Here is an 18175-nt window from a genome sequence, read left to right as displayed (position 1 = left end):
TTTGCACAGCTTACGCCGGCACGATGCGAACCGCAGCCAGCCGCGCGCCTTCCTGTTGCGCGGGCACGGCCTGCCACGCCTGCGCGCTGTCGGTCCAGTACAGGCCTTCGCCCTCGCAGCAGGGCTCGCCGTTCAGGCGCCATGCGCCGCAGAGCGCGAGCAGCACGCCGTGCGGCGCGGCCTCGACGGCCGTTGCGTGGTCCAGCACCCGCACATCGGCGCGCCACTGTCCCTGCCGCGTCATGATGTTGAAGTCGTTCGATGCGCCGCCGAGCAGCGCGCAGTCGATCGCGTCGTCGCCGCTGAACGCGAACGGCCGGTGCGGCACGTCGAGCCGGTGCTCGATGCGCCCGTCATGCGTGAACAGCCGCACGCCGTCGCCTTCGAGCAGCATGATGCTGCGGTCCACGCCCGCGAAAGTCGAGAACGGCCCGGCCGCCGCGATGGTCGCGATGCTCGCGCGCCAGCCAAAGCTGTCGAGGCCCGCGCCCTGCGGCCAGCTCACGATCTCCTGCGTGGTGCCGCCGCCGTTCTTCCAGGGCATGGCCGGGAGAGCGGCGCGTGAAAATCGAAGCACGCTCATCGCATCAACCCGCCCTGCCGCAGCTTCTGCTCGAAGTGCCGCAGGACCAGCGTCATCGTGCCCGTGAGCACGAAGTACACGAGCGCAATCGCCAGGTAGACCTCGAGCGAGCGGTACGACACGCTGATGATCTTCTGCCCTTCGTGCATCACGTCGTGGATCGTCAACAGCGACACCAGCGCCGAGTTCTTGATGAGCGCGATGAACTCGTTGCCCAGCGGCGGAATCATGCGCACCACCGCCTGCGGCAGCACGATCTCGCGCATCGCCGTGCCTGGCGTCATGCCCAGCGACTGCGCCGCCATGGTCTGGCCCTTGTCGATCGACTGGATCGCGCCGCGCACGATCTCCGACACGTACGCACCCGAATACACGCCCAGCCCCAGCACGCCGCACAGGAAGGCCGGCAGCAGGATGCCGAAGTGCGGCAGGCCGAAGAACAAAATGAACAGCTGCACCAGCAGCGGCGTGCCGCGAATCGCCGCCACGTAGGCCGTGCACGCGCCATAGAGCCAGCGCCGCTTCGGATTGAGCCGGCCGATGCCCACCAGCAGGCCCAGCACGCAGCCGAGCGCGAGCGCGCAGGCGGTGATCTCCACGGTGACCAGCGCGCCGCGCAGCAGGTCGGGCCAGCCCTGCCAGACCGGCGAGAAGTCGAAATCCATAGTCCGCTTACTTGGCGCTCGCGCTGAACCACTTCTTCACGATCTGGTCGTAGGTGCCGTCGGCCTTGAGCTTCTCGATGGCGCCGTTCACGGCCTTGGTGAGTTCGGGCGTGTCCTTGCGGATGGCCATGCCGTATTCCTCGGTGGTGATCTGCTCGGGCAGCACCTTGAGGCCGCCGCGCGTGCGCACGTACTGGTAGGCGGCGGGCTTGCCGGTCACCGCGGCATCGGCGCGGCCGATGTCGACGAGGTTGAACATCTCCTGGTTCTTCTCGACTTCCATCAACTGCACCTGCGGGAATTTCTCCTTGGTGTAGGCCACCGACTTGGTGCCCACCTGCACGCTGACCTTCTTGCCGTTGATGTCGGCCGGCGCCTTGATGGCCGTGTTGCCGTCCTTCACCATCACCACCAGGCCGCCCGCGTAGTAGGGCACGGTGAAGTCGACGACCTTCCTGCGCTCGTCGGTGATGTAGATGGCCGACACGGCCATGTCGAAGCGCTTGGAGATAAGCCCCGGCACGAGGCCCTTGAAGTCGATGTCGATCCATTCGATCTTGCGGCCCAGCGTCTTGCCGATGGCCTCGACCAGCTCCACGTCGAAGCCCGTGCGCTTGCCGTTCTCCACGAATTCCATCGGCGGAAAGGTGGCGTCGGTGGCCACGCGCAGCGGCTCGCCCTGCGCTTGCGCGGTGGCGGCAAAGCCGAAGAAGGCGAGGCTGGAGAGTGCGGCGGCAACGAGGGTGCGGCGGGTATTCATGTGAAGGCTTCCGTGGGTTTGAAAAGGAAAGAGGGAAAGAAAGGCAGCGATCGGCTATTGCAGCGCGCGCGAGATGCGCGCCGCCGTGACGGCGGTCAGGGCGGCCCATGCAGCTTCCATGCCCCCGGCGCGCGTGAGCGGCGCCATGAGCGTGATCGCGCCGCGCAGGCGCCGGCCCGGGCCGAGCACCGGTGCGCTCGCGCCCCAGACGCCGGCGTCGACCTCGCCGTGGGTCACGGCATGGCCGGCTTCGCGGATCGCGTCGAGCTCGGCGGCACGCTCGGCGCGCCGCCCCGGGTTGTCGCCAAGGCCGTCGAGCAAGGCGTCGCGCTGATCGGGCGGCAGATGGGCCAGCAGGCACTTGGCGCTGGCGCCGTCGCGCGCCGGCACGCTGCGGCCCCGGTCGAACGAGCAGCGCAGCGACTGCTCGCTGTCGATCATCTCCAGGCACACCACGCGGTCGTTGACCAGCGTGACCAGCGCCACGCTTTCATGGCTTTGCTGCGCGAGCGCGCGCATGTCGGCGCGCGCGGCCATGACGAGGTCGGAGTTGCCGTCGAAGCCGCTCGCGAGCTGCACGCTCACGGGGCCGGGCGAATAGCGTCCGTCGGTCTCCATCACGAAGCCCCAGCGCCGCAGCACCGCGATCTGCCGGTATAGCGTGCTCTTGACGAGGCCCGTGGCTTCGGCGAGTTCGGCCGCGCTCATCGCCGACTTGCTCTGCGCCAGCACCGCCAGCACGCGCAGCGCGCGGTCGTTGTGGGCCGGAGCATCAAGGGGGAGCGTCATGGCAGGGAGCGGGTGCGTGAGTCCGGGGCGGAGACGGCGTGCAGTATCTTGCGCGCCGTCCCAGGCTCCAAGCCCTCATTCCCACCCAGTGGGAATGAGGGCGCCTTTTTGATGCCGGCGCTGCGCGCACCGGCGGGCAGCGCGCTCACTCCGGCTTGATGTTCCTCTTGCGGATCACGGCAGCCCAGCGGGCGCTTTCGCTCTGGATGTTCGCGGCGATGTCCTGCGGCTTGCCGGTGCCGGGCTCGAGGCCCAGGCCCGCGAACTTCTCCTTCATCTCGGGCTTGGCCAGCACGCGCGCCGTTTCTGCGTTGAGACGGTCGACGACGGCCTTCGGCGTGCCGGCCGGCGCCATCAGCGCATACCAGGAGATGGCTTCGAAACCGGGCAGGCCCTGTTCGGCCACGGTGGGCAGCTCCGGCATCGCGGCCGAGCGCTTGAGGCTCGCGAGGCCGATCGCCCGCAGCTTGCCACTCTTGACGAAAGGCAGCACGGCCGAGAGCGAGCCGAACATCATCGTGACCTGTCCGCCCACCACGTCGTTGAGCGCCGGGCCGATGCCCTTGTAGGGCACGTGGATCAGCTGCACGTCGCCGTCGAGCGCCATCAGTTCGCCGGCCAGGTGCGCCTGGCTGCCGGCGCCGGGCGATGCGAAGCTCAGCGTGCCGGGCTTCTGCCGGGCGAGCGCAAGCAGCTCCTTCACCGACCTGGCCGGCACGGACGCATTGACGACCAGCACGTTCTCGACCACGGCGAGCATTGCGACCGGCTGCAGCTCCGACACCTTGTAGGGCAGCGACGGAAAGAGGCTCGGGTTCACCGCGACATTGCCGACCGGCACGATGCCGAGCGTGTAGCCGTCGGGCGCGGCCTTGGCGATCTGCGCCACGCCGATGTTGCCCGCGGCGCCGACCTTGTTGTCGACGATGAAGGGCTGGCCCAGCGTGTCGACCAGCTCCTGGCCGAGGATGCGGGCCACCGCATCGGCCGGACCGCCGGGCGCGAACGGCACGACGACGTGGATGGGTTTCTCGGGATAGGCCTGCGCATGCGCGGGCCATGGCGCGGCGCAAAGCAACAGGGACAACAGGACGGCCGCACGGCGGTTGATCGACATCAGAGTTCCTCGAAAGGGGGAATGGCACGAAGAGAGATCGCCGCAAGAACGTCGTAGTCCGCAGGATCGGGCGAGACGAAACCTGCAAGCAACAACCGTTCCGTCACGGCCGCGAGCTCGGGCGTGCGGGTGGCTTCCTGCAATGCGCTGCGAATGCGCGCGAGTTCGCCGGGCGTGAGCGATGCGGTTGCGACGAGCGGCGGGATCGGCATGGCCCCGGTGCTGTCGACGATGCGCACCTTCTGCGCGAGCGCCGGCTCGTTGCGCCGCAGCAGGTCGTGGTAGTAGCTGTCGAGCGGGCCCACGTCGATGCGGCCCTCGACGAGAGCCTCGATCACCCCGCGCGCATGGATGAGGCCGCCGACGGCGCCGCGGTAAAGACGCGCGCCGCGCGCCGCGCGATATGGCGCGAGATGGTTGCGCAACGCCACGCCGCCCGACATCGAATCGGCCAGCGTGTAGCCCACGATGCCGCCGAAGGTGTCCGCCAGCGTTTCGAAGGCCGAGCCGGTGCGCACCACGATGTCGGTGAAGTACACCGGCCGGCCGCCATAGCGCGCGGGCGAAGGCAGCGGCGCAGCCACCAGCGTGGGGCGCGGCGCGCGCTGCGAGAACGGCAGGCCGCACATCATCGCGAGCCCGAGGTCGCCGCGCGCCCACAGCGCCGAGAGCGGCGCGGGCGCGTCGTAGTCGATCACGTCCCACGCGAGGCCTGCGTGCGCCAGCGCCCACGCGAGAAGCTGCTTCCAGTCGGCGCGCACCGAGGCGGTGGCCGAGTACATGCGCGCGTTGGCGACGGGCGTCATCGCAGGGGTTCCGATGCGCCGGTCAGCGGAAGCGCAGTTGCTGGCCGAGCCCCATCTTCTTCGCCTTCGCGAGCATCGCCGCACCAAGCGCGATGTCCGACAGCGAGAGGCCGCGATGCCAGAACAGGTTGGTCTCTTCGTCGCTCTCGCGCCCGGGCTTCAGGCCCGCGACGATCTGTCCGAGCTCGGCATGCAGCGTCTTTTCCGACAGGCGGCCGCTGTCGACGTGCGCGCGCAGTGCACCGAAGGGGCCGGCCTTGGCCTGGCCCCAGTCGTCCATCACCATCTTGTCCATGATGTCGGTCAGCGACAGCTCGACCGCGCTCATGGTGCCGTATGGAATGATGCAGGCGCCCTTCTTGATCCACTCGGTCTTGAGCACCGGCTCCGGCTTCTCCAGGCGCGAGGCCTCGACCACGATGTCGGCGCCGCGCACGCACGATTCCCAGTCCTCGGTCACGACGATCTTCTTGCCGAGGTCGCGCTCCAGCGTGGCGGCAAAGGCGTTGCGGCTCTCGGGCCGGCGCGAGTGCACGCGGATCTCGTCGAAGTCGAAGATCGAGTCGAGCAGGCGCACGTTCCAGTACGAGGTGCCGCGCGCGCCGATGTGGCCCAGGATCTTCGAATTCTTGCGCGCGAGGTGCTTGGCACCGATGGCCGTGATTGCGCCGGTGCGCATGTCGGTGATGTCGGAGGCATCGACGATGGCCACCGGCACACCGGTCTTCGGGTCGAACAGGTTCAGCAGCGCGAGTTCGGACGGCAGGCCGACCTGGTAGTTGCGATAGAAGTCGCCCACCACCTTCACGCCCGCCACGCCGAGCGGCCGGATGTAGCCGCGCAGCACGTTGAAGTGGCCCGGGTAGTCCTTCTCGGGCACCAGGTGCATGCGCGGCTCGATGGTGGTCTCGCCGCGGCCCTGGGCCACCAGGCCCTCTTCGACGGCCGCGACGATCTCGGCATCGGTCATCGCGAGCGCCTGCACGTCGAGGTGGTTCAGGTAGTGCAGGTAGATGGGTTCGGAATTCGTTTCGGCAGACATCGCATCATCCTTTCTTGATCATCGGCAGATTGAGCCCCTGCTTCTTCGCCGTGGCCACGGCAATGTCGTAGCCCGCATCCGCATGGCGCATCACGCCGGTGGCCGGGTCGTTCCAGAGCACGCGTTCGATGCGCTTGGCGGCGGCATCGGTGCCGTCGCACACGATCACCACGCCCGAGTGCTGCGAATAGCCCATGCCCACGCCGCCGCCGTGGTGCAGGCTGACCCAGGTGGCGCCGCCCGCGGTGTTGAGCAGCGCGTTGAGCAATGGCCAGTCGCTCACCGCATCGGTGCCGTCCTTCATGGCTTCGGTCTCGCGGTTGGGGCTCGCGACCGAGCCGGTGTCGAGGTGGTCGCGGCCGATCACGATGGGCGCCTTGAGCTCGCCGTTCTTCACCATCTCGTTGAAGGCCAGGCCCGCGATGTGGCGCTCGCCCAGGCCCAGCCAGCAGATGCGCGCCGGCAGGCCCTGGAAGGCGATGCGCTCGCGCGCCATGTCGAGCCAGCGGTGCGTGTGGGTGTTCTCGGGGAACAGCTCCTTGATCTTGGCGTCGGTCTTGTAGATGTCTTCGGGGTCGCCCGAGAGCGCCACCCAGCGGAACGGGCCCTTGCCTTCGCAGAACAGCGGGCGGATGTAGGCCGGCACGAAGCCCGGGAAGTCGAAGGCGTTCTGCACGCCTTCGTCGAAGGCGACCTGGCGGATGTTGTTGCCGTAGTCGACCGTGGGGATGCCCATGGCCTGGAAGTCGAGCATGGCCTGCACGTGCACGGCGCACGACTTCGCGGCAGCCTTCTTGAGCGCGTCGTGCTGCGAGTCGTCCTTCATCGCGGCCTGCCATTGCGCAACGGTCCAGCCCGAGGGCAGGTAGCCGTTGATCAGGTCGTGCGCGGAGGTCTGGTCGGTCACGAGGTCGGGCTTGATGCCGCCGGCCTTCGCGCGCTTCACGAGCTCGGGCAGGATGTCGGCCGCATTGCCGAGCAGCGCGATCGACACGGCTTCCTTCGCGTCGCAGTGCTGCTGGATGAGTTCGAGCGCATGGTCGATGTCGCGCGCCTGCTTGTCGACATAGCGCGTGCGCAGGCGGAAGTCGATGCTGGTCTGCTGGCACTCGATGTTGAGCGACACCGCGCCCGCGAGCGTGGCCGCGAGCGGCTGCGCGCCGCCCATGCCGCCGAGGCCGGCCGTGAGGATCCACTTGCCCGCGAGGCTGTTGTTGTAGTGCTGGCGGCCGGCTTCGACGAAAGTCTCGAAGGTGCCCTGCACGATGCCCTGGCTGCCGATGTAGATCCAGCTGCCGGCCGTCATCTGGCCGTACATGAAGAGGCCCTGGCGGTCGAGCTCGTTGAAGTGCTCCCAGTTGGCCCACTTGGGCACGAGGTTGGAGTTGGCGAGCAGCACGCGCGGCGCGTTCTCGTGCGTCTTGAAAACGCCGACCGGCTTGCCCGATTGAATAAGCAAGGTCTCGTCGTCGTTCAGTTCCTTCAGCGAGGCGAGGATCTGGTCGTAGCAGGCCCAGTTGCGCGCGGCGCGGCCGATGCCGCCGTACACCACGAGGTCCTGCGGACGCTCGGCCACCTCGGCGTCGAGGTTGTTCTGCAGCATGCGGAACGGTGCCTCGGTGAGCCAGCTCTTGCAGTTGAGCGTGCTGCCGCGCGGGGCGCGGATCACGCGCGTGGGGTCGTGGCGCGGGTCGGTGTTTTGCAGCGGGAGCTTTTCGGGTGCGTTCATGGCGAGGTTCTCCTTGATCGGTGTTCAGGCGTGGCTGGGCAGGATGTTCAAGAGCGCGGCCGGCAATTCGGCCTTCAGCGCCCACTGGCGCATGGCTTCGATGTCGGGCGCGAGGTAGCGGTCGCGTTCAAGGAAGGCGACCTTCTTGCGGATGGCGGCGAATTCGGCTTCGACCAGCGGGGAGCTCTTGAGCCCGCGTTTCAATTCGATGCCTTGCGCCGCGGCCATCGCCTCGATGCCGACGACCACCGCCGTGTTGTTGACCATGTCGCCGAGCCGGCGCGCCGCGAAGGTGGCCATCGACACATGGTCTTCCTGGTTGGCCGAGGTGGGCAGGCTGTCGACGCTCGCGGGATGCGCGAGCGACTTGTTCTCCGACGCAAGGGCCGCGGCCGTGACCTGCGCGATCATGAAGCCCGAATTCAGGCCGCCATCGCGCACCAGGAACGGCGGCAGGCCCGAGAGGCCGGTGTCGAGCAGCAGCGCGATGCGGCGCTCGGCAATCGCGCCCACTTCGCTCACGGCCAGCGCAATGATGTCGGCCGCAAAGGCCACCGGCTCGGCGTGGAAGTTGCCGCCCGAGATCACTTCGCCGGTGTCGCAGAACACCAGCGGGTTGTCCGAGGCGGCATTGGCCTCGATCACCAGCACGCGCGCGGCATGCGCGAGGTTGTCGAGGCAGGCGCCCATCACCTGGGGAATGCAGCGCACCGAATACGGGTCCTGCACGCGGCCGCAGTCGGCGTGCGACGGCACGATCTCGCTGCCTTCGAGCAGCGTGCGCACCGCGCCCGCCACCGCAATCTGCCCCGGCTGGCCGCGCGCGGCGTGGATGCGCGCGTCGAAAGGCTTGATCGAACCCTGGATGGCTTCGAGCGAGAGCGCGCCCGACATCAGCGCCGAAGCGAACACGTCCTCGGCGCCGAACAGGCCGGCGAGCGCGAGCGCGGTCGACACCTGCGTGCCGTTGAGCAGCGCCAGGCCTTCCTTGGGGCCGAGCACGAAAGGTTCGAGCCCGACGAGGCGCATGGCCTCGGCACCGCTGACCACGGCGCCCTCGGCCGTGGTGGCCTCGCCCTCGCCGATCAGCACGCAGGCCATGTGCGCGAGCGGCGCGAGGTCGCCGGATGCACCGACCGAGCCCTTGCACGGAATGCGCGGCATGACGCCCGCATTGAACAAGGCCAGCAGCGCATCGGCCAGCGCGGGCCGCACGCCCGAATGGCCGCGCGCCAGGCTCACGGCCTTGGTCGCGAGCACCATGCGCACCACCGGCGCGGCCAGCGGCTCGCCCGTGCCCACGCTGTGCGAGAGCACGAGGTTGCGCTGCAGATCGGCCAGGTGGTCGTTGCCGATGCGCGTGCTCGCGAGCTTGCCGAAGCCGGTGTTGATGCCGTAGACCACCTGGTCGTTCTCGACGATGTGGCGCACCGCCGCTTCGGCGCGCGCCATGCCCTCCTGCACCGAAGGATCGAGCGCCAGCCGCACGCCGCCGGCCTGGATGCGGCGCAGCATGGCGAGGTCCACCTTGCCGGGCGTGAGGGTCAGGGTGGTGGCGGTGTGTTTGCTTGTTGGCATGTGAACCTGTCTATACAAGTGGTTGCGAGAGAAAACCTAGTCCTTCGGACATTTAAAAAAGACTCACGGTCCCTTCGTGGAACACCGCGGAACCGGCTTTGCCGGGCCGCTGGTGTTGCCCCCGGTGAGGGGGTTGGCGAAGCGACACGAAGTGCGCGAAGACTGGGGGAGAGCCATAGGTCTAGCCGAAGGACGGGTTGCCGTCCGCTCGGAAGCGGCTGCCCAGGCTGTAGCGCGACGCCGGATGCAGGCAGCGCACCCAGGTGACCGGCGTGTTGCGCGTCCAGGTGCGGCGCGTGAGCAGCAGGCAGGGGTCGGTGGGCTCCATCGCGAGCCGGCCCGCCTGCTCGGCGGTGGGCAGCACGGCATCGACCACGTGCTCGATCTGATCGAAGGGCACGTGGCGCACCAGATATTCGCTGGGCGGCACGGCGGCGAAGTCCTGCTCGAGGAAATCGGGCACGACCAGCGGATTGACGTAGCGCTCCTCCAGCTGCACCGGCGTGTCGTTCTCCAGGTGCAGGCAGACGCTGTGGAACACCGAGGTGCCCGCGCGCATGTCGAGCCAGGCAGCCACGTCGGGCGAGGCGGCGACCCGTTCGACGGCGAGCATCTGGCAGCGGTAGTCGTGCCCGCGCTGGCGGATCTCGCTCGCGATGTTGGCGATCTGCAGCAGCGTGGACTGTGGCTTGTTCTCGGCCACGAAACTGCCGACGCCGGCCACGCGCACGATGCGCCCCTGCTCCATGAGCTCGCGCAGCGCGCGGTTCACCGTCATGCGCGAGATGCCGAACTGCGCGACCAGCTCGCTCTCGGACGGCAGGCGGTGGCCGGCCGGCCAGGTGCCGTCCTGGATCCTGCGGGAGATGTGATCCTTGACTTGCGCATAGAGCGCGAGGGACGGCAGGTCGCGTTTCATGTCAGGTTTCCAACGCGATGTTGCTTTTGTTCGGAGGCTTTTGTTTTTGCCCTTGTTTCGGGGCGCGTGCACAGGCCACCGGGTACTCCCCTCCGCGAATGTCCCCCGCCTTCGGCTCCTCCTTTATTTCGCTGCGGGGAGCACCCGATGCCCTGTGCACCAGGGCACGCCGCTGGTGTACCGCTGATCAACCAGTGCCCTGTCCAACGCTCCCGCTGATGGGGTGCCTTGCGCAGCGAAATAAAGGAGGAGGCCGCAGGCCGGGGGACATTCGCGGAGAAAGGTACCCCGTCGGCGGGAGCGCGCCCCGAATGACCCGCAGCGCGACGAACAAAAGAGCAAGGTTTCATCCTAGTGCTCCGCAGCCGCCATCGACTCCGCACGAATCTCTTCGGTCAGCCGCGCCTTGATTTCCATGAACTCCGGCGAGGTCTTGATGGTGTAGCTGCGCGGATGCGGAAAGTCGACCGCGATCTCGGTCTTGATGCGGCCCGGCCGCGCGCTGAACACCGCCACGCGGTTGGCCATGAAGATCGCCTCGTCGATGTCGTGCGTGACGAACAGCACCGTCTTGCGCGCCGACTCCCAGATGCCGAGCAGCAGTTCCTGCATCAGCACGCGGGTCTGGTTGTCGAGCGCGCCGAAGGGCTCGTCGAGCAGCAGCATCTTGGGGTCGTTGGCGAGCGCGCGCGCAATCGCGGTGCGCTGCTGCATGCCGCCCGAGAGCTGCTTCGGAAAATGGTGCTCGAAGCCGCGCAGCCCCACCTTGGCGATGAAGAACTCGCTGCGCTCCTTCTGGTCGGCCTCGCTCATGCCGCGCTCGCGCAGGCCGAAGCGGATGTTCTGCGCCACCGTGAGCCACGGAAAGAGCGTGTAGCTCTGGAACACCACGCCGCGGTCCGCACCCGGGCCTTCGATGCGCTCGCCGTCGAGCAGCACCTGGCCGGTGGTCGGGAAGTCGAGCCCCGCGACGATGCGCAGCAGCGTCGACTTGCCGCAGCCCGAGGGGCCGAGGATGGTGACGAAGTCGTTCTCCTTCACCTCGAAGTCGATGGGCAGCAGCGCCTGCGTGCGCTGCCCCTTGGTGCCGGTGAAGACGCGCGAGACGCCCTGGATGGAAAGTTGGTCGTTCATCAGAGTGCAGCCCAGGCGAACATGCGGCGGTTGAGCGCCTTGAAAGCGAAGTCGGACACCAGCCCGATGACGCCGATCACGATGATCCCGAAGATGATCTGCCCGGTGTTGAGCAAGGCCTGGCTGTCGGTGATCATGTGGCCGATGCCCGACGAGGAGCCGATGAGTTCCGCCACGATCACGTAGGTCCAGGCCCAGCCGAGCACCAGGCGCAGCGTCTCGGCAATGCCGGGCGCGGCGCCCGGGATGAGCACGCGCGCCACGATGCCGCGGCTCTTGGCGCCCAGCGTGTAGGCCGCCTCGACGAGGTCGCGCCGCGCGCCGCCCACCGTCACGGCCACCATCAGCACGATCTGGAAGAACGAACCGATGAAGATCACCAGCAGCTTCTGCATCTCGCCCAGGCCCGCCCACAGGATGAGCAGCGGAATGAAGGCCGACGCCGGCAGGTAGCGGCAGAACGAGACGAAGGGCTCGAAGAAGGCCTCCACGGCCTTCCAGGTGCCCATGGCAATGCCCAGCGGCACCGCCAGCACGGCCGCCAGCAGGAAGCCGCCGAACACGCGCCACACGGTCATGCCCACGTCGCCGAGGAAGCCGAACTCGGCGAACAGCATCCAGCCTTCCTTCAGCATGGTCACGGGGCTGGCCAGGAAGGTCGGCGGCACGAAGCCGCCGAGCGTGGCAATGGACCACACGAGCACGAAGGCCACGAAGAAGCCGAGCCCGAGCAGCACGCGGGCGCGCCCGCTGATGGGCTCGAGCGGCGCGAGCGAACGGCGCCGCGCGGGCGCGGCGGCCTGGGGGGTTGCGGCCGATGCAGGCGGCGCCGCGCGCGGCGCCACCTGCGGCAGGGCCTTACTTGACGAAGCTTGCATCGAACATGGCCGTGTAGTCTTCAGGCGCCTTGCGGATCACGCCGGCTTCCAGCAGGATGGCCGTGGCTTCCTTCATGAAGCTGGTGAGCTCGCCCGCGAAGAATTTCTGGTTGGCCGCCTTGTCCTGCCAGCGCAGGTAGGCCGACGACTTGGCGAACTGCTCGCCGGTCTGCTTGACGGCCGAGCCCATGAGCTCGTTGGCCTTGGCGGGGTCGGCCTTGATCATGTCGAGCGCCTCGAAGTACGACTTGGTGAGCGCGGCCGCGGCCTTGGCGTTGGCCTTGAGCCAGGTGGGCGCGCAGCCCACGGTGTCCATCACCATCGGGTAGTCGAGCGTGGTGGCCAGGATCTTGCCGGCGGTGGGATTGGCGCGCACGGTCGAAAGATACGGCTCGTAGGTCATGGCGGCGTCGTTCTGGCCGGCCACGAAGGCCTGGGCCGCGGGCTGCGGCTCGAGCGAGACCAGCTTCACATCCTTCAGCGTCATGCCGTTCTTGTTGAGCATCCAGGCCAGGCCGAAGTAGGGCGCGGTGCCCGGCGCGCTCACGCCGATGGTCTTGCCCTTGAGGTCGGCAAAGCCCTTCACGTCGTTGCGCACCGCGAGGCCGTCGGCGCCGTAGGACTTGTCCATCTGGAAGATCTGCACGATGGGCACGCCGTTGGCGTTCCAGGCCACATGCGTTTCCACCGTGGTGGCCGCGCACTGGATCGCGCCGGAGGCCAGCGCAAGGTGCCGGTCCTTCTGCGGAATCATCTTGAGCTCGACGTCCAGGCCGTTCTTCTTGAAGATGCCGGCCTTGTCGGCCAGCGAGAGCGGCGCAAAGCCGGTCCAGCCCGACATGCCGAGCGCGATCTTGGTTTCCTGCGCGGCGGCCGTCTGGGCCATGCCTGCTGCACACGCACCTGCTGCCAGCAGCGAAGCGACTTTCACAACTACCGTCTTGACGACCATGGGTACTCCTGGTTCTGATCTTTAAAAAAACGCAGCGATGCGCTCCCGACCACGGGCTGCGCGCGCCTCGCATTGTTGCCAAGCGCCCCAACTTGTATATACAGGATAACCCGGAAGGACCGTTTCGGTGCATTCCTTCAGCAAAATGCACCAGATTGCTGTCTATACAGGAAGGCGGCAAGGCGGGGTTCACCATTGCAAACCTCGTGCCACGTTCCTGCCGGTGCCGCTGGGGGACAATCGGCGTTTCCCGCTTTTCGCCCACCCCACCCTTCGCATCCGCTGCCTGTGTCCTCGCTCGCTCCCCTTCCCCTCGACGCCCCCGGCAGCAGCAGCGCACCCGCCGACATCCTTCACGAAGTCTTCGGCTATTCGCAGTTCCGCGGACCGCAGCAGGACATCGTCGAGCACGTGGTGGCCGGCGGCGACGCGCTGGTGCTGATGCCCACGGGCGGCGGCAAGTCGCTGTGCTACCAGATCCCGGCCATTGCGCGGCAGCGCGCGGGGCGCGGCGTCTCGGTGGTGGTGTCGCCGCTGATCGCGCTGATGCACGACCAGGTCGGCGCACTGCACGAGGCCGGGGTGAATGCGGCCTTCCTGAACTCCACGCTCGACTGGGAACAGACGCAGGACGTCGAGCGCCGCATGCTGCGCGGCGAGATCACGCTGCTGTATGCCGCGCCCGAGCGCGTGAACACGCCGCGCTTTCTCTCGCAGCTCGATTCGCTGAAGGAGCGCGGCAAGCTCTCGCTGTTCGCGATCGACGAGGCGCATTGCGTGAGCCAGTGGGGCCACGACTTCCGCCCCGAATACCGCGCGCTCACGGTGCTGCACGAGCGCTATCCGGGCGTGCCGCGCATCGCGCTCACCGCCACGGCCGATGCGCTCACGCGCGCCGACATCGTCGAGCGGCTGCAGCTGGAGGAAGCGCGCCAGTTCGTCTCCAGCTTCGACCGGCCGAACATCCGCTACACCATCGTCGAGAAGAAGGACGCCACCACGCAGTTGCTGCGCTTCATCGAGCGCGAGCACGAAGGCGATGCGGGCGTGGTCTATTGCCAGTCGCGCAAGCGCGTGGAAGACGTGGCCGTGATGCTGCAGGGCGCGGGCATCAACGCGCTGCCCTATCACGCGGGCCTGGACGCGGCGATGCGCCAGAAGCACCAGGACCGGTTCCTGCGCGAAGAGGGCGTGGTGATGGTCGCGACCATCGCCTTCGGCATGGGCATCGACAAGCCCGACGTGCGCTTTGTCGGCCACCTCGACATGCCCAAGAACATCGAGGGCTACTACCAGGAAACCGGCCGCGCGGGCCGCGACGGCGCACCGGCCGATGCCTGGATGACCTACGGCCTGCAGGACGTGGTGAACCAGCGCCGCATGATCGACGAGAGCCCCGCGGGCGAGGAGTTCAAGCAGGTGATGCGCGGCAAGCTCGACGCGCTGCTCTCGCTGGCCGAGGCGAGCGACTGCCGGCGCGTGCGCCTGCTCGGCTACTTCGGCGAGAAGAGCACGCCCTGCGGCAACTGCGACAACTGCCTGAACCCGCCGCAGGTGTGGGACGGCACCGATGCCGCGCGCAAGCTGCTCTCCACCATCTACCGCGTGCAGCAGCTCAGCGGCATCAGCTTTGGCGCGGGCCACATCATGGACATCCTGCGCGGCAAGGAAACCGAGAAGGTCAAGCAGTTCGGGCACGAGCGCATCAGCACCTTCGGCATCGGCGCGGAGTTCAGCGAAGTGCAGCTGCGCGGCGTGCTGCGCCAGCTCATCGCCACGGGCGCGCTGGCCGTCGATGCGGAAGCCTTCAACACGCTGAAGCTCACGGAAGGCTCGCGCGCGGTGCTCAAGGGCGAAGCGAACGTGACGCTGCGCGAGTCGGTTTCGTCGCCGGCCGCGCGCGGCGGCAAGCCCCGGCGCGAGAAGGCGGCGCGCGGCGCCCCGTCTCCGGCGGCCGCGGCGCTCGATGCCGACGGCCAGAAGCGCTTCGATGCGCTCAAGGCCTGGCGCGCGGAAGTGGCGCGCGAACACAACCTGCCGGCCTACGTGATCTTCCACGACGCCACGCTGGCGGCCATTTCCGAACGCGCGCCCGCGACGCTCGAAGACCTGCAGGGCATCAGCGGCATAGGCACCAAGAAGCTCGAGGCTTATGGCTCCGAAGTGCTGCGCGTCTGCAGCGCGTTCTAGCCGGGCTCGCCCCCAGCTTCAGGGCCGCAGCGCGACCGGCACGGGCCGCGTGAGCAGGTCGACGTACAGCTCGAAGAAGCGCGCGTTGTCGAACTTCTTCACCACCGTCATCTTCTGCAGCGCCGGGCCCGCGGGTTGCGAGGCGTAGCCGACGGAGCGGCCGTTGTCGGCGGCGCCGGGCTTGGCGACCACGTCGACATAGCGCTCGACGGTTTCGGTGGCATAGGCCGGATCGATCAGGTAGGCGAGCGTGAGCGTGTCCCAGATGTTCTGCGTGTAGGCCGGGTTGTTCTCGAAGCCGTTGGTGCCGCTGAAACCGTAGCCGTTGAGCTGGCGGAATACCTCGGTCACGGCGGTGGGCGTGGCCGTGTGCGCGATGCGGTCGTAGATCGGCTTGGTCAGGAACACGGTGTCGGTCACGTCCAACGGCACCACCACCTGCGGAATCGGCAGCCGCACCACGAACTGCGCGGCCTCGGGGTCGAACCACCAGTTGAACTCGGCATATTTGGTGGTGTTGCCCGGCACGTCGACCGCGCCGCCCATGTAGATGATCTTCTTGATCAGCGGCACGATCTCGGGGTTCTGCTTGACCGCCAGCGCGATGTTGGTGAGCGGGCCGATGGCCAGAATGGTGATCTCGTTCGGGTTGGCCTTCACGGTGTCGACGATGAAGTCGACCGCGCTGCTGCGCTGGAGCACCGTGTGGGTGGCAAAGCCGTCGGGCGAGGGCTTCAGGTCGGCATCGCTCCTGGGTTCGGGCGAACTCCAGGCGCCCAGGTAGCCGTCGCCGCCGGAGCCGGCCGCCATCTCGGCCTCGATGGTCGCGTAGTCGTGGTTGAAGGCGTAGTTCGCGCCCGCATAGATGCCGATGCGGTTGCCCACGCCCAGCCGCTCGACCGACTTCAGCGCGTCGGCCACGCCCTGCCTGAGCCACTGGTTGCCCGACACCACGCTGATGCCCATGACCTGCACCTTGCCCTGGGCCTGCAGCTGCGCAGCCATCACGCCGAGCTGGCCGTCGTCGCTCATGGTGTTGTAGTCGCTGTCGATGATGATCTTCTGCGCCGGAGGCGGCGCGGCGCCGAAGCCCGGTGCGAGCCCGATGCCGTCATTGCCGCTGCTGCCGCCGCCGCAGGCCGAGAGCGCCGTGGCGAGCAAGGCCGCCGCCATCCACCTGCGTCGCTGAATCCGAATCGTCATCCCGGGCTCCTTTTCGAGTGGTTTTGCCATGTAGAACTAAATGCCAAACGTTTGCGCAAACGTTTGCTTGAACTCTAAAGCGCATGCCACGGGCGTGGCAAAGCGCAAGGTTTCAAGGGGTAACCGAGGCCGGCGCCGACGCGGTTCAGCCCGGCGATGGCGCGGCTTCGATCAGGCGCATTTCGCGCAGCGGCGAGCGATGGAGCAGATAGGGCTGCTCGTCGGCCGTCCCGGATTTCTCGAGTTCCGGCTCGGACTTGGCGGAGGCCGAAACGGGGCAGGCGCCGCCGTTGCGCATCGCCAGCGCAGCCGCCAGCCGCGCCTCGGCCGGGTCGCCGAGCTGGTGGCCGAAGTCGTCGGCAACGGCGCAGTCGGGCGCGAATCCGTCGCCGTAGTCGCCGAAGTTCTTGTGGTTGACGCCCTGGAACTGGATCGCGAAATAGCTGGTGCCGCAGTTGTCCTGCGGAGAGAAGCCATAGGGCTTGCCGCAGGTGGTGCCGCCCACGAGATTGACCTTGACGTCGATGCCGCGCAGGCCGTTGACGACCGCTTCGCTGGCCGAGCAGGTGTCGCGGCTGACCAGCACCGTGACCTGCGAAAGGCCGAGCGTCGGCAGCGGGGCGCCGGCGCGGCTGGTGCCGAGGAACGGGTAGATGGTCTGCGCCGGCGTCAGGTGGAACGGGTTCTTGTCGTTGAACGCCAGGCGCTCGAAAACCTTGCCCGAGGTGGTGGCCGGCGAAGACACCATGGCGGCGAGGCGGTTGGCGATATCGAGCTGGCCGCCGCCGTTGTAGCGCATGTCGAGCACGAGGTCCTGCACGCCGTCCTGCTTGAACTGGTTGAAGGCATTGATGAGCTGCGGCTCGGACGTCCTGATGTGATCGTTGAAGAGCAGGTAGCCCACGCGGCCGCTGCCGGTGTCGATGGTCTTCACGTTCTGCACCGGCGTGCGCGTGATCTTTGCGGCCGCCAGCGTGATGGGCGCCTGCCGGACGCCGCCCACCTCGAACACGAAGGTGTGCGATTCGCCCACGGTCTGCGGCGAGATCGCGCGGTTGATCGCGTCGACGTTCTCGGTGCCGGTGCTGCTGACGGCATTGATGCCATCGACTTCGACGATCTTCGCGCCCCGCTGGAGGTTTGCGTTCGCGGCGGGCGAGTTCGGCTCGACGTAGGCGATGCGCATGTTGCGCGGCGGAGAACTGCGCACGATGGCGATCTCCATGCCGTAGCCCGGCGCCACGCCGTTCACCGAGAGCTGCCGGTAGCGCTCGGTGTCGTACACGTAGTGGAAGCGGTCCTTGGCCCGGCCCGAGGCCGTGAGGGCCGGGGTCTTGAGCACGCTGAAGTAGGCCACCGGCGTCGCGTAGTCGGCCGCCTTGAGGGTGGTCGGCACCTCGCCGTACCAGAGGTAGGTTTCGTCGATCCAGCCGCGCACCCAGCGCTTCTCGTCGGTCAGCGTGCCGGGCTTGTCGGGATACGGTGCCCCCGTTGCGGGATTGACGCCGGCGCGCGGCGCGGCGCACAGGCCGGCCACGGTGGCCGAGGCAAGGATGGCATCGTCGTCGCCGCCATCGCCGCCGCTGGTGGGAGGCGGCGTGCTGCCGGGCGGCGCGATGATCGGAAACCCGCCGCCTCCGCCCCCTCCTCCGCCGCCGCCGCCGCCACAGCCCGCCAGCACGCAGACGATGCCGGCCAATGCGAATGCGGCCGCAGCCGATGCGGTGAAGCGCGGCGTCGCCCGCGCGTGTCCATTGCCCAAGCTCATCGAGCCCTCCTGGTGCCCGCCGCGGCGGACGGTTTTTTTCTTTCTTGTCTGCCGCGCTCCCG

The 18175-nt window shown here is 68.0% G+C and carries 16 protein-coding genes; 1 reads left to right on the top strand and 15 read right to left on the bottom strand.

Features of this window, described 5'->3' with window-relative positions; translation table 11 throughout:
* Positions 1 to 10: 10 nt before the first annotated feature.
* The 13 genes from RZE77_RS00880 to RZE77_RS00820 all read right to left on the bottom strand — a co-directional run bounded on the left by RZE77_RS00880 (position 11) and on the right by RZE77_RS00820 (position 12952).
* Positions 11 to 583, bottom strand: a complete 573-nt coding sequence (locus tag RZE77_RS00880; RefSeq protein ID WP_319440280.1) for a HutD/Ves family protein — start codon at positions 581 to 583, stop codon at positions 11 to 13.
* Positions 580 to 1248: an amino acid ABC transporter permease gene (locus tag RZE77_RS00875; RefSeq protein WP_012745327.1), complete on the bottom strand. Its 669-nt coding sequence runs from the start codon at positions 1246 to 1248 to the stop codon at positions 580 to 582. Before RZE77_RS00875 ends, RZE77_RS00880 begins: the two co-directional genes overlap by 4 nt.
* 7 nt (positions 1249 to 1255) lie before the next feature.
* A complete protein-coding gene (locus RZE77_RS00870) occupies positions 1256 to 2008 on the bottom strand; it encodes a transporter substrate-binding domain-containing protein (protein ID WP_319440279.1) in 753 nt (250 codons plus the stop codon).
* Positions 2009 to 2062: 54 nt separating this feature from the next.
* Positions 2063 to 2797: an IclR family transcriptional regulator gene (locus RZE77_RS00865; RefSeq protein ID WP_319440278.1), complete on the bottom strand. Its 735-nt coding sequence runs from the start codon at positions 2795 to 2797 to the stop codon at positions 2063 to 2065.
* Positions 2798 to 2942: 145 nt separating this feature from the next.
* A complete protein-coding gene (locus tag RZE77_RS00860) occupies positions 2943 to 3914 on the bottom strand; it encodes a Bug family tripartite tricarboxylate transporter substrate binding protein (protein ID WP_319440277.1) in 972 nt (323 codons plus the stop codon).
* The gene (locus RZE77_RS00855) at positions 3914 to 4720 is read right to left on the bottom strand and encodes a phosphate/phosphite/phosphonate ABC transporter substrate-binding protein (protein ID WP_319440276.1); all 807 of its coding nucleotides are present in this window, start codon (positions 4718 to 4720) and stop codon (positions 3914 to 3916) included. Before RZE77_RS00855 ends, RZE77_RS00860 begins: the two co-directional genes overlap by 1 nt.
* A 22-nt stretch (positions 4721 to 4742) precedes the next feature.
* On the bottom strand, positions 4743 to 5762 hold the full coding sequence (locus tag RZE77_RS00850) for an ornithine cyclodeaminase family protein (RefSeq protein WP_021004895.1): 1020 nt from the start codon (positions 5760 to 5762) through the stop codon (positions 4743 to 4745).
* A 4-nt stretch (positions 5763 to 5766) separates the two neighbouring features.
* Positions 5767 to 7491 carry a urocanate hydratase gene (gene hutU, locus RZE77_RS00845; RefSeq protein WP_319440275.1) on the bottom strand — a complete coding sequence of 575 codons (1725 nt, stop codon included), beginning with the start codon at positions 7489 to 7491 and terminating at the stop codon, positions 5767 to 5769.
* Positions 7492 to 7515: 24 nt separating this feature from the next.
* Positions 7516 to 9069, bottom strand: a complete 1554-nt coding sequence (hutH, locus tag RZE77_RS00840; protein WP_319440274.1) for a histidine ammonia-lyase — start codon at positions 9067 to 9069, stop codon at positions 7516 to 7518.
* Positions 9070 to 9250: 181 nt separating this feature from the next.
* Complete coding sequence (gene hutC / locus RZE77_RS00835; protein WP_319440273.1) at positions 9251 to 9988, bottom strand: histidine utilization repressor; 738 nt, start codon at positions 9986 to 9988, stop codon at positions 9251 to 9253.
* Positions 9989 to 10339: 351 nt separating this feature from the next.
* Entirely contained in the window at positions 10340 to 11122 is a 783-nt protein-coding gene (locus tag RZE77_RS00830; RefSeq protein WP_319440272.1) for an ABC transporter ATP-binding protein, read from the bottom strand.
* Positions 11122 to 12000: an ABC transporter permease gene (locus RZE77_RS00825; protein ID WP_319440271.1), complete on the bottom strand. Its 879-nt coding sequence runs from the start codon at positions 11998 to 12000 to the stop codon at positions 11122 to 11124. The genes RZE77_RS00830 and RZE77_RS00825 overlap by 1 nt, the downstream gene beginning before the upstream one ends.
* The gene (locus RZE77_RS00820) at positions 11981 to 12952 is read right to left on the bottom strand and encodes an ABC transporter substrate-binding protein (protein WP_319440270.1); all 972 of its coding nucleotides are present in this window, start codon (positions 12950 to 12952) and stop codon (positions 11981 to 11983) included. The genes RZE77_RS00825 and RZE77_RS00820 overlap by 20 nt, the downstream gene beginning before the upstream one ends.
* 288 nt (positions 12953 to 13240) lie before the next feature.
* On the opposite strand from RZE77_RS00820, the gene recQ reads away from it, so the two are divergent.
* A complete protein-coding gene (gene recQ, locus RZE77_RS00815) occupies positions 13241 to 15142 on the top strand; it encodes a DNA helicase RecQ (protein WP_319440269.1) in 1902 nt (633 codons plus the stop codon).
* A gap of 18 nt (positions 15143 to 15160) precedes the next feature.
* On the opposite strand, the gene RZE77_RS00810 is transcribed toward recQ, so the two are convergent.
* Together RZE77_RS00810 and RZE77_RS00805 are read right to left on the bottom strand one after the other, a co-directional pair.
* Positions 15161 to 16345: a nucleoside hydrolase gene (locus tag RZE77_RS00810; RefSeq protein WP_319440268.1), complete on the bottom strand. Its 1185-nt coding sequence runs from the start codon at positions 16343 to 16345 to the stop codon at positions 15161 to 15163.
* 145 nt (positions 16346 to 16490) lie between these two features.
* Entirely contained in the window at positions 16491 to 18113 is a 1623-nt protein-coding gene (locus RZE77_RS00805) for a S41 family peptidase (protein WP_319440267.1), read from the bottom strand.
* Between the last annotated feature and the right edge of the window lie 62 nt (positions 18114 to 18175).

The sequence above is a fragment of the Variovorax sp. SPNA7 genome (assembly GCF_033807855.1).
In the GTDB taxonomy this organism is placed as follows: domain Bacteria; phylum Pseudomonadota; class Gammaproteobacteria; order Burkholderiales; family Burkholderiaceae_C; genus Variovorax; species Variovorax beijingensis.
The sequence above is the reverse complement of the archived record's forward strand: the minus strand, read 5'-3'. Positions and strand labels throughout refer to the sequence as shown.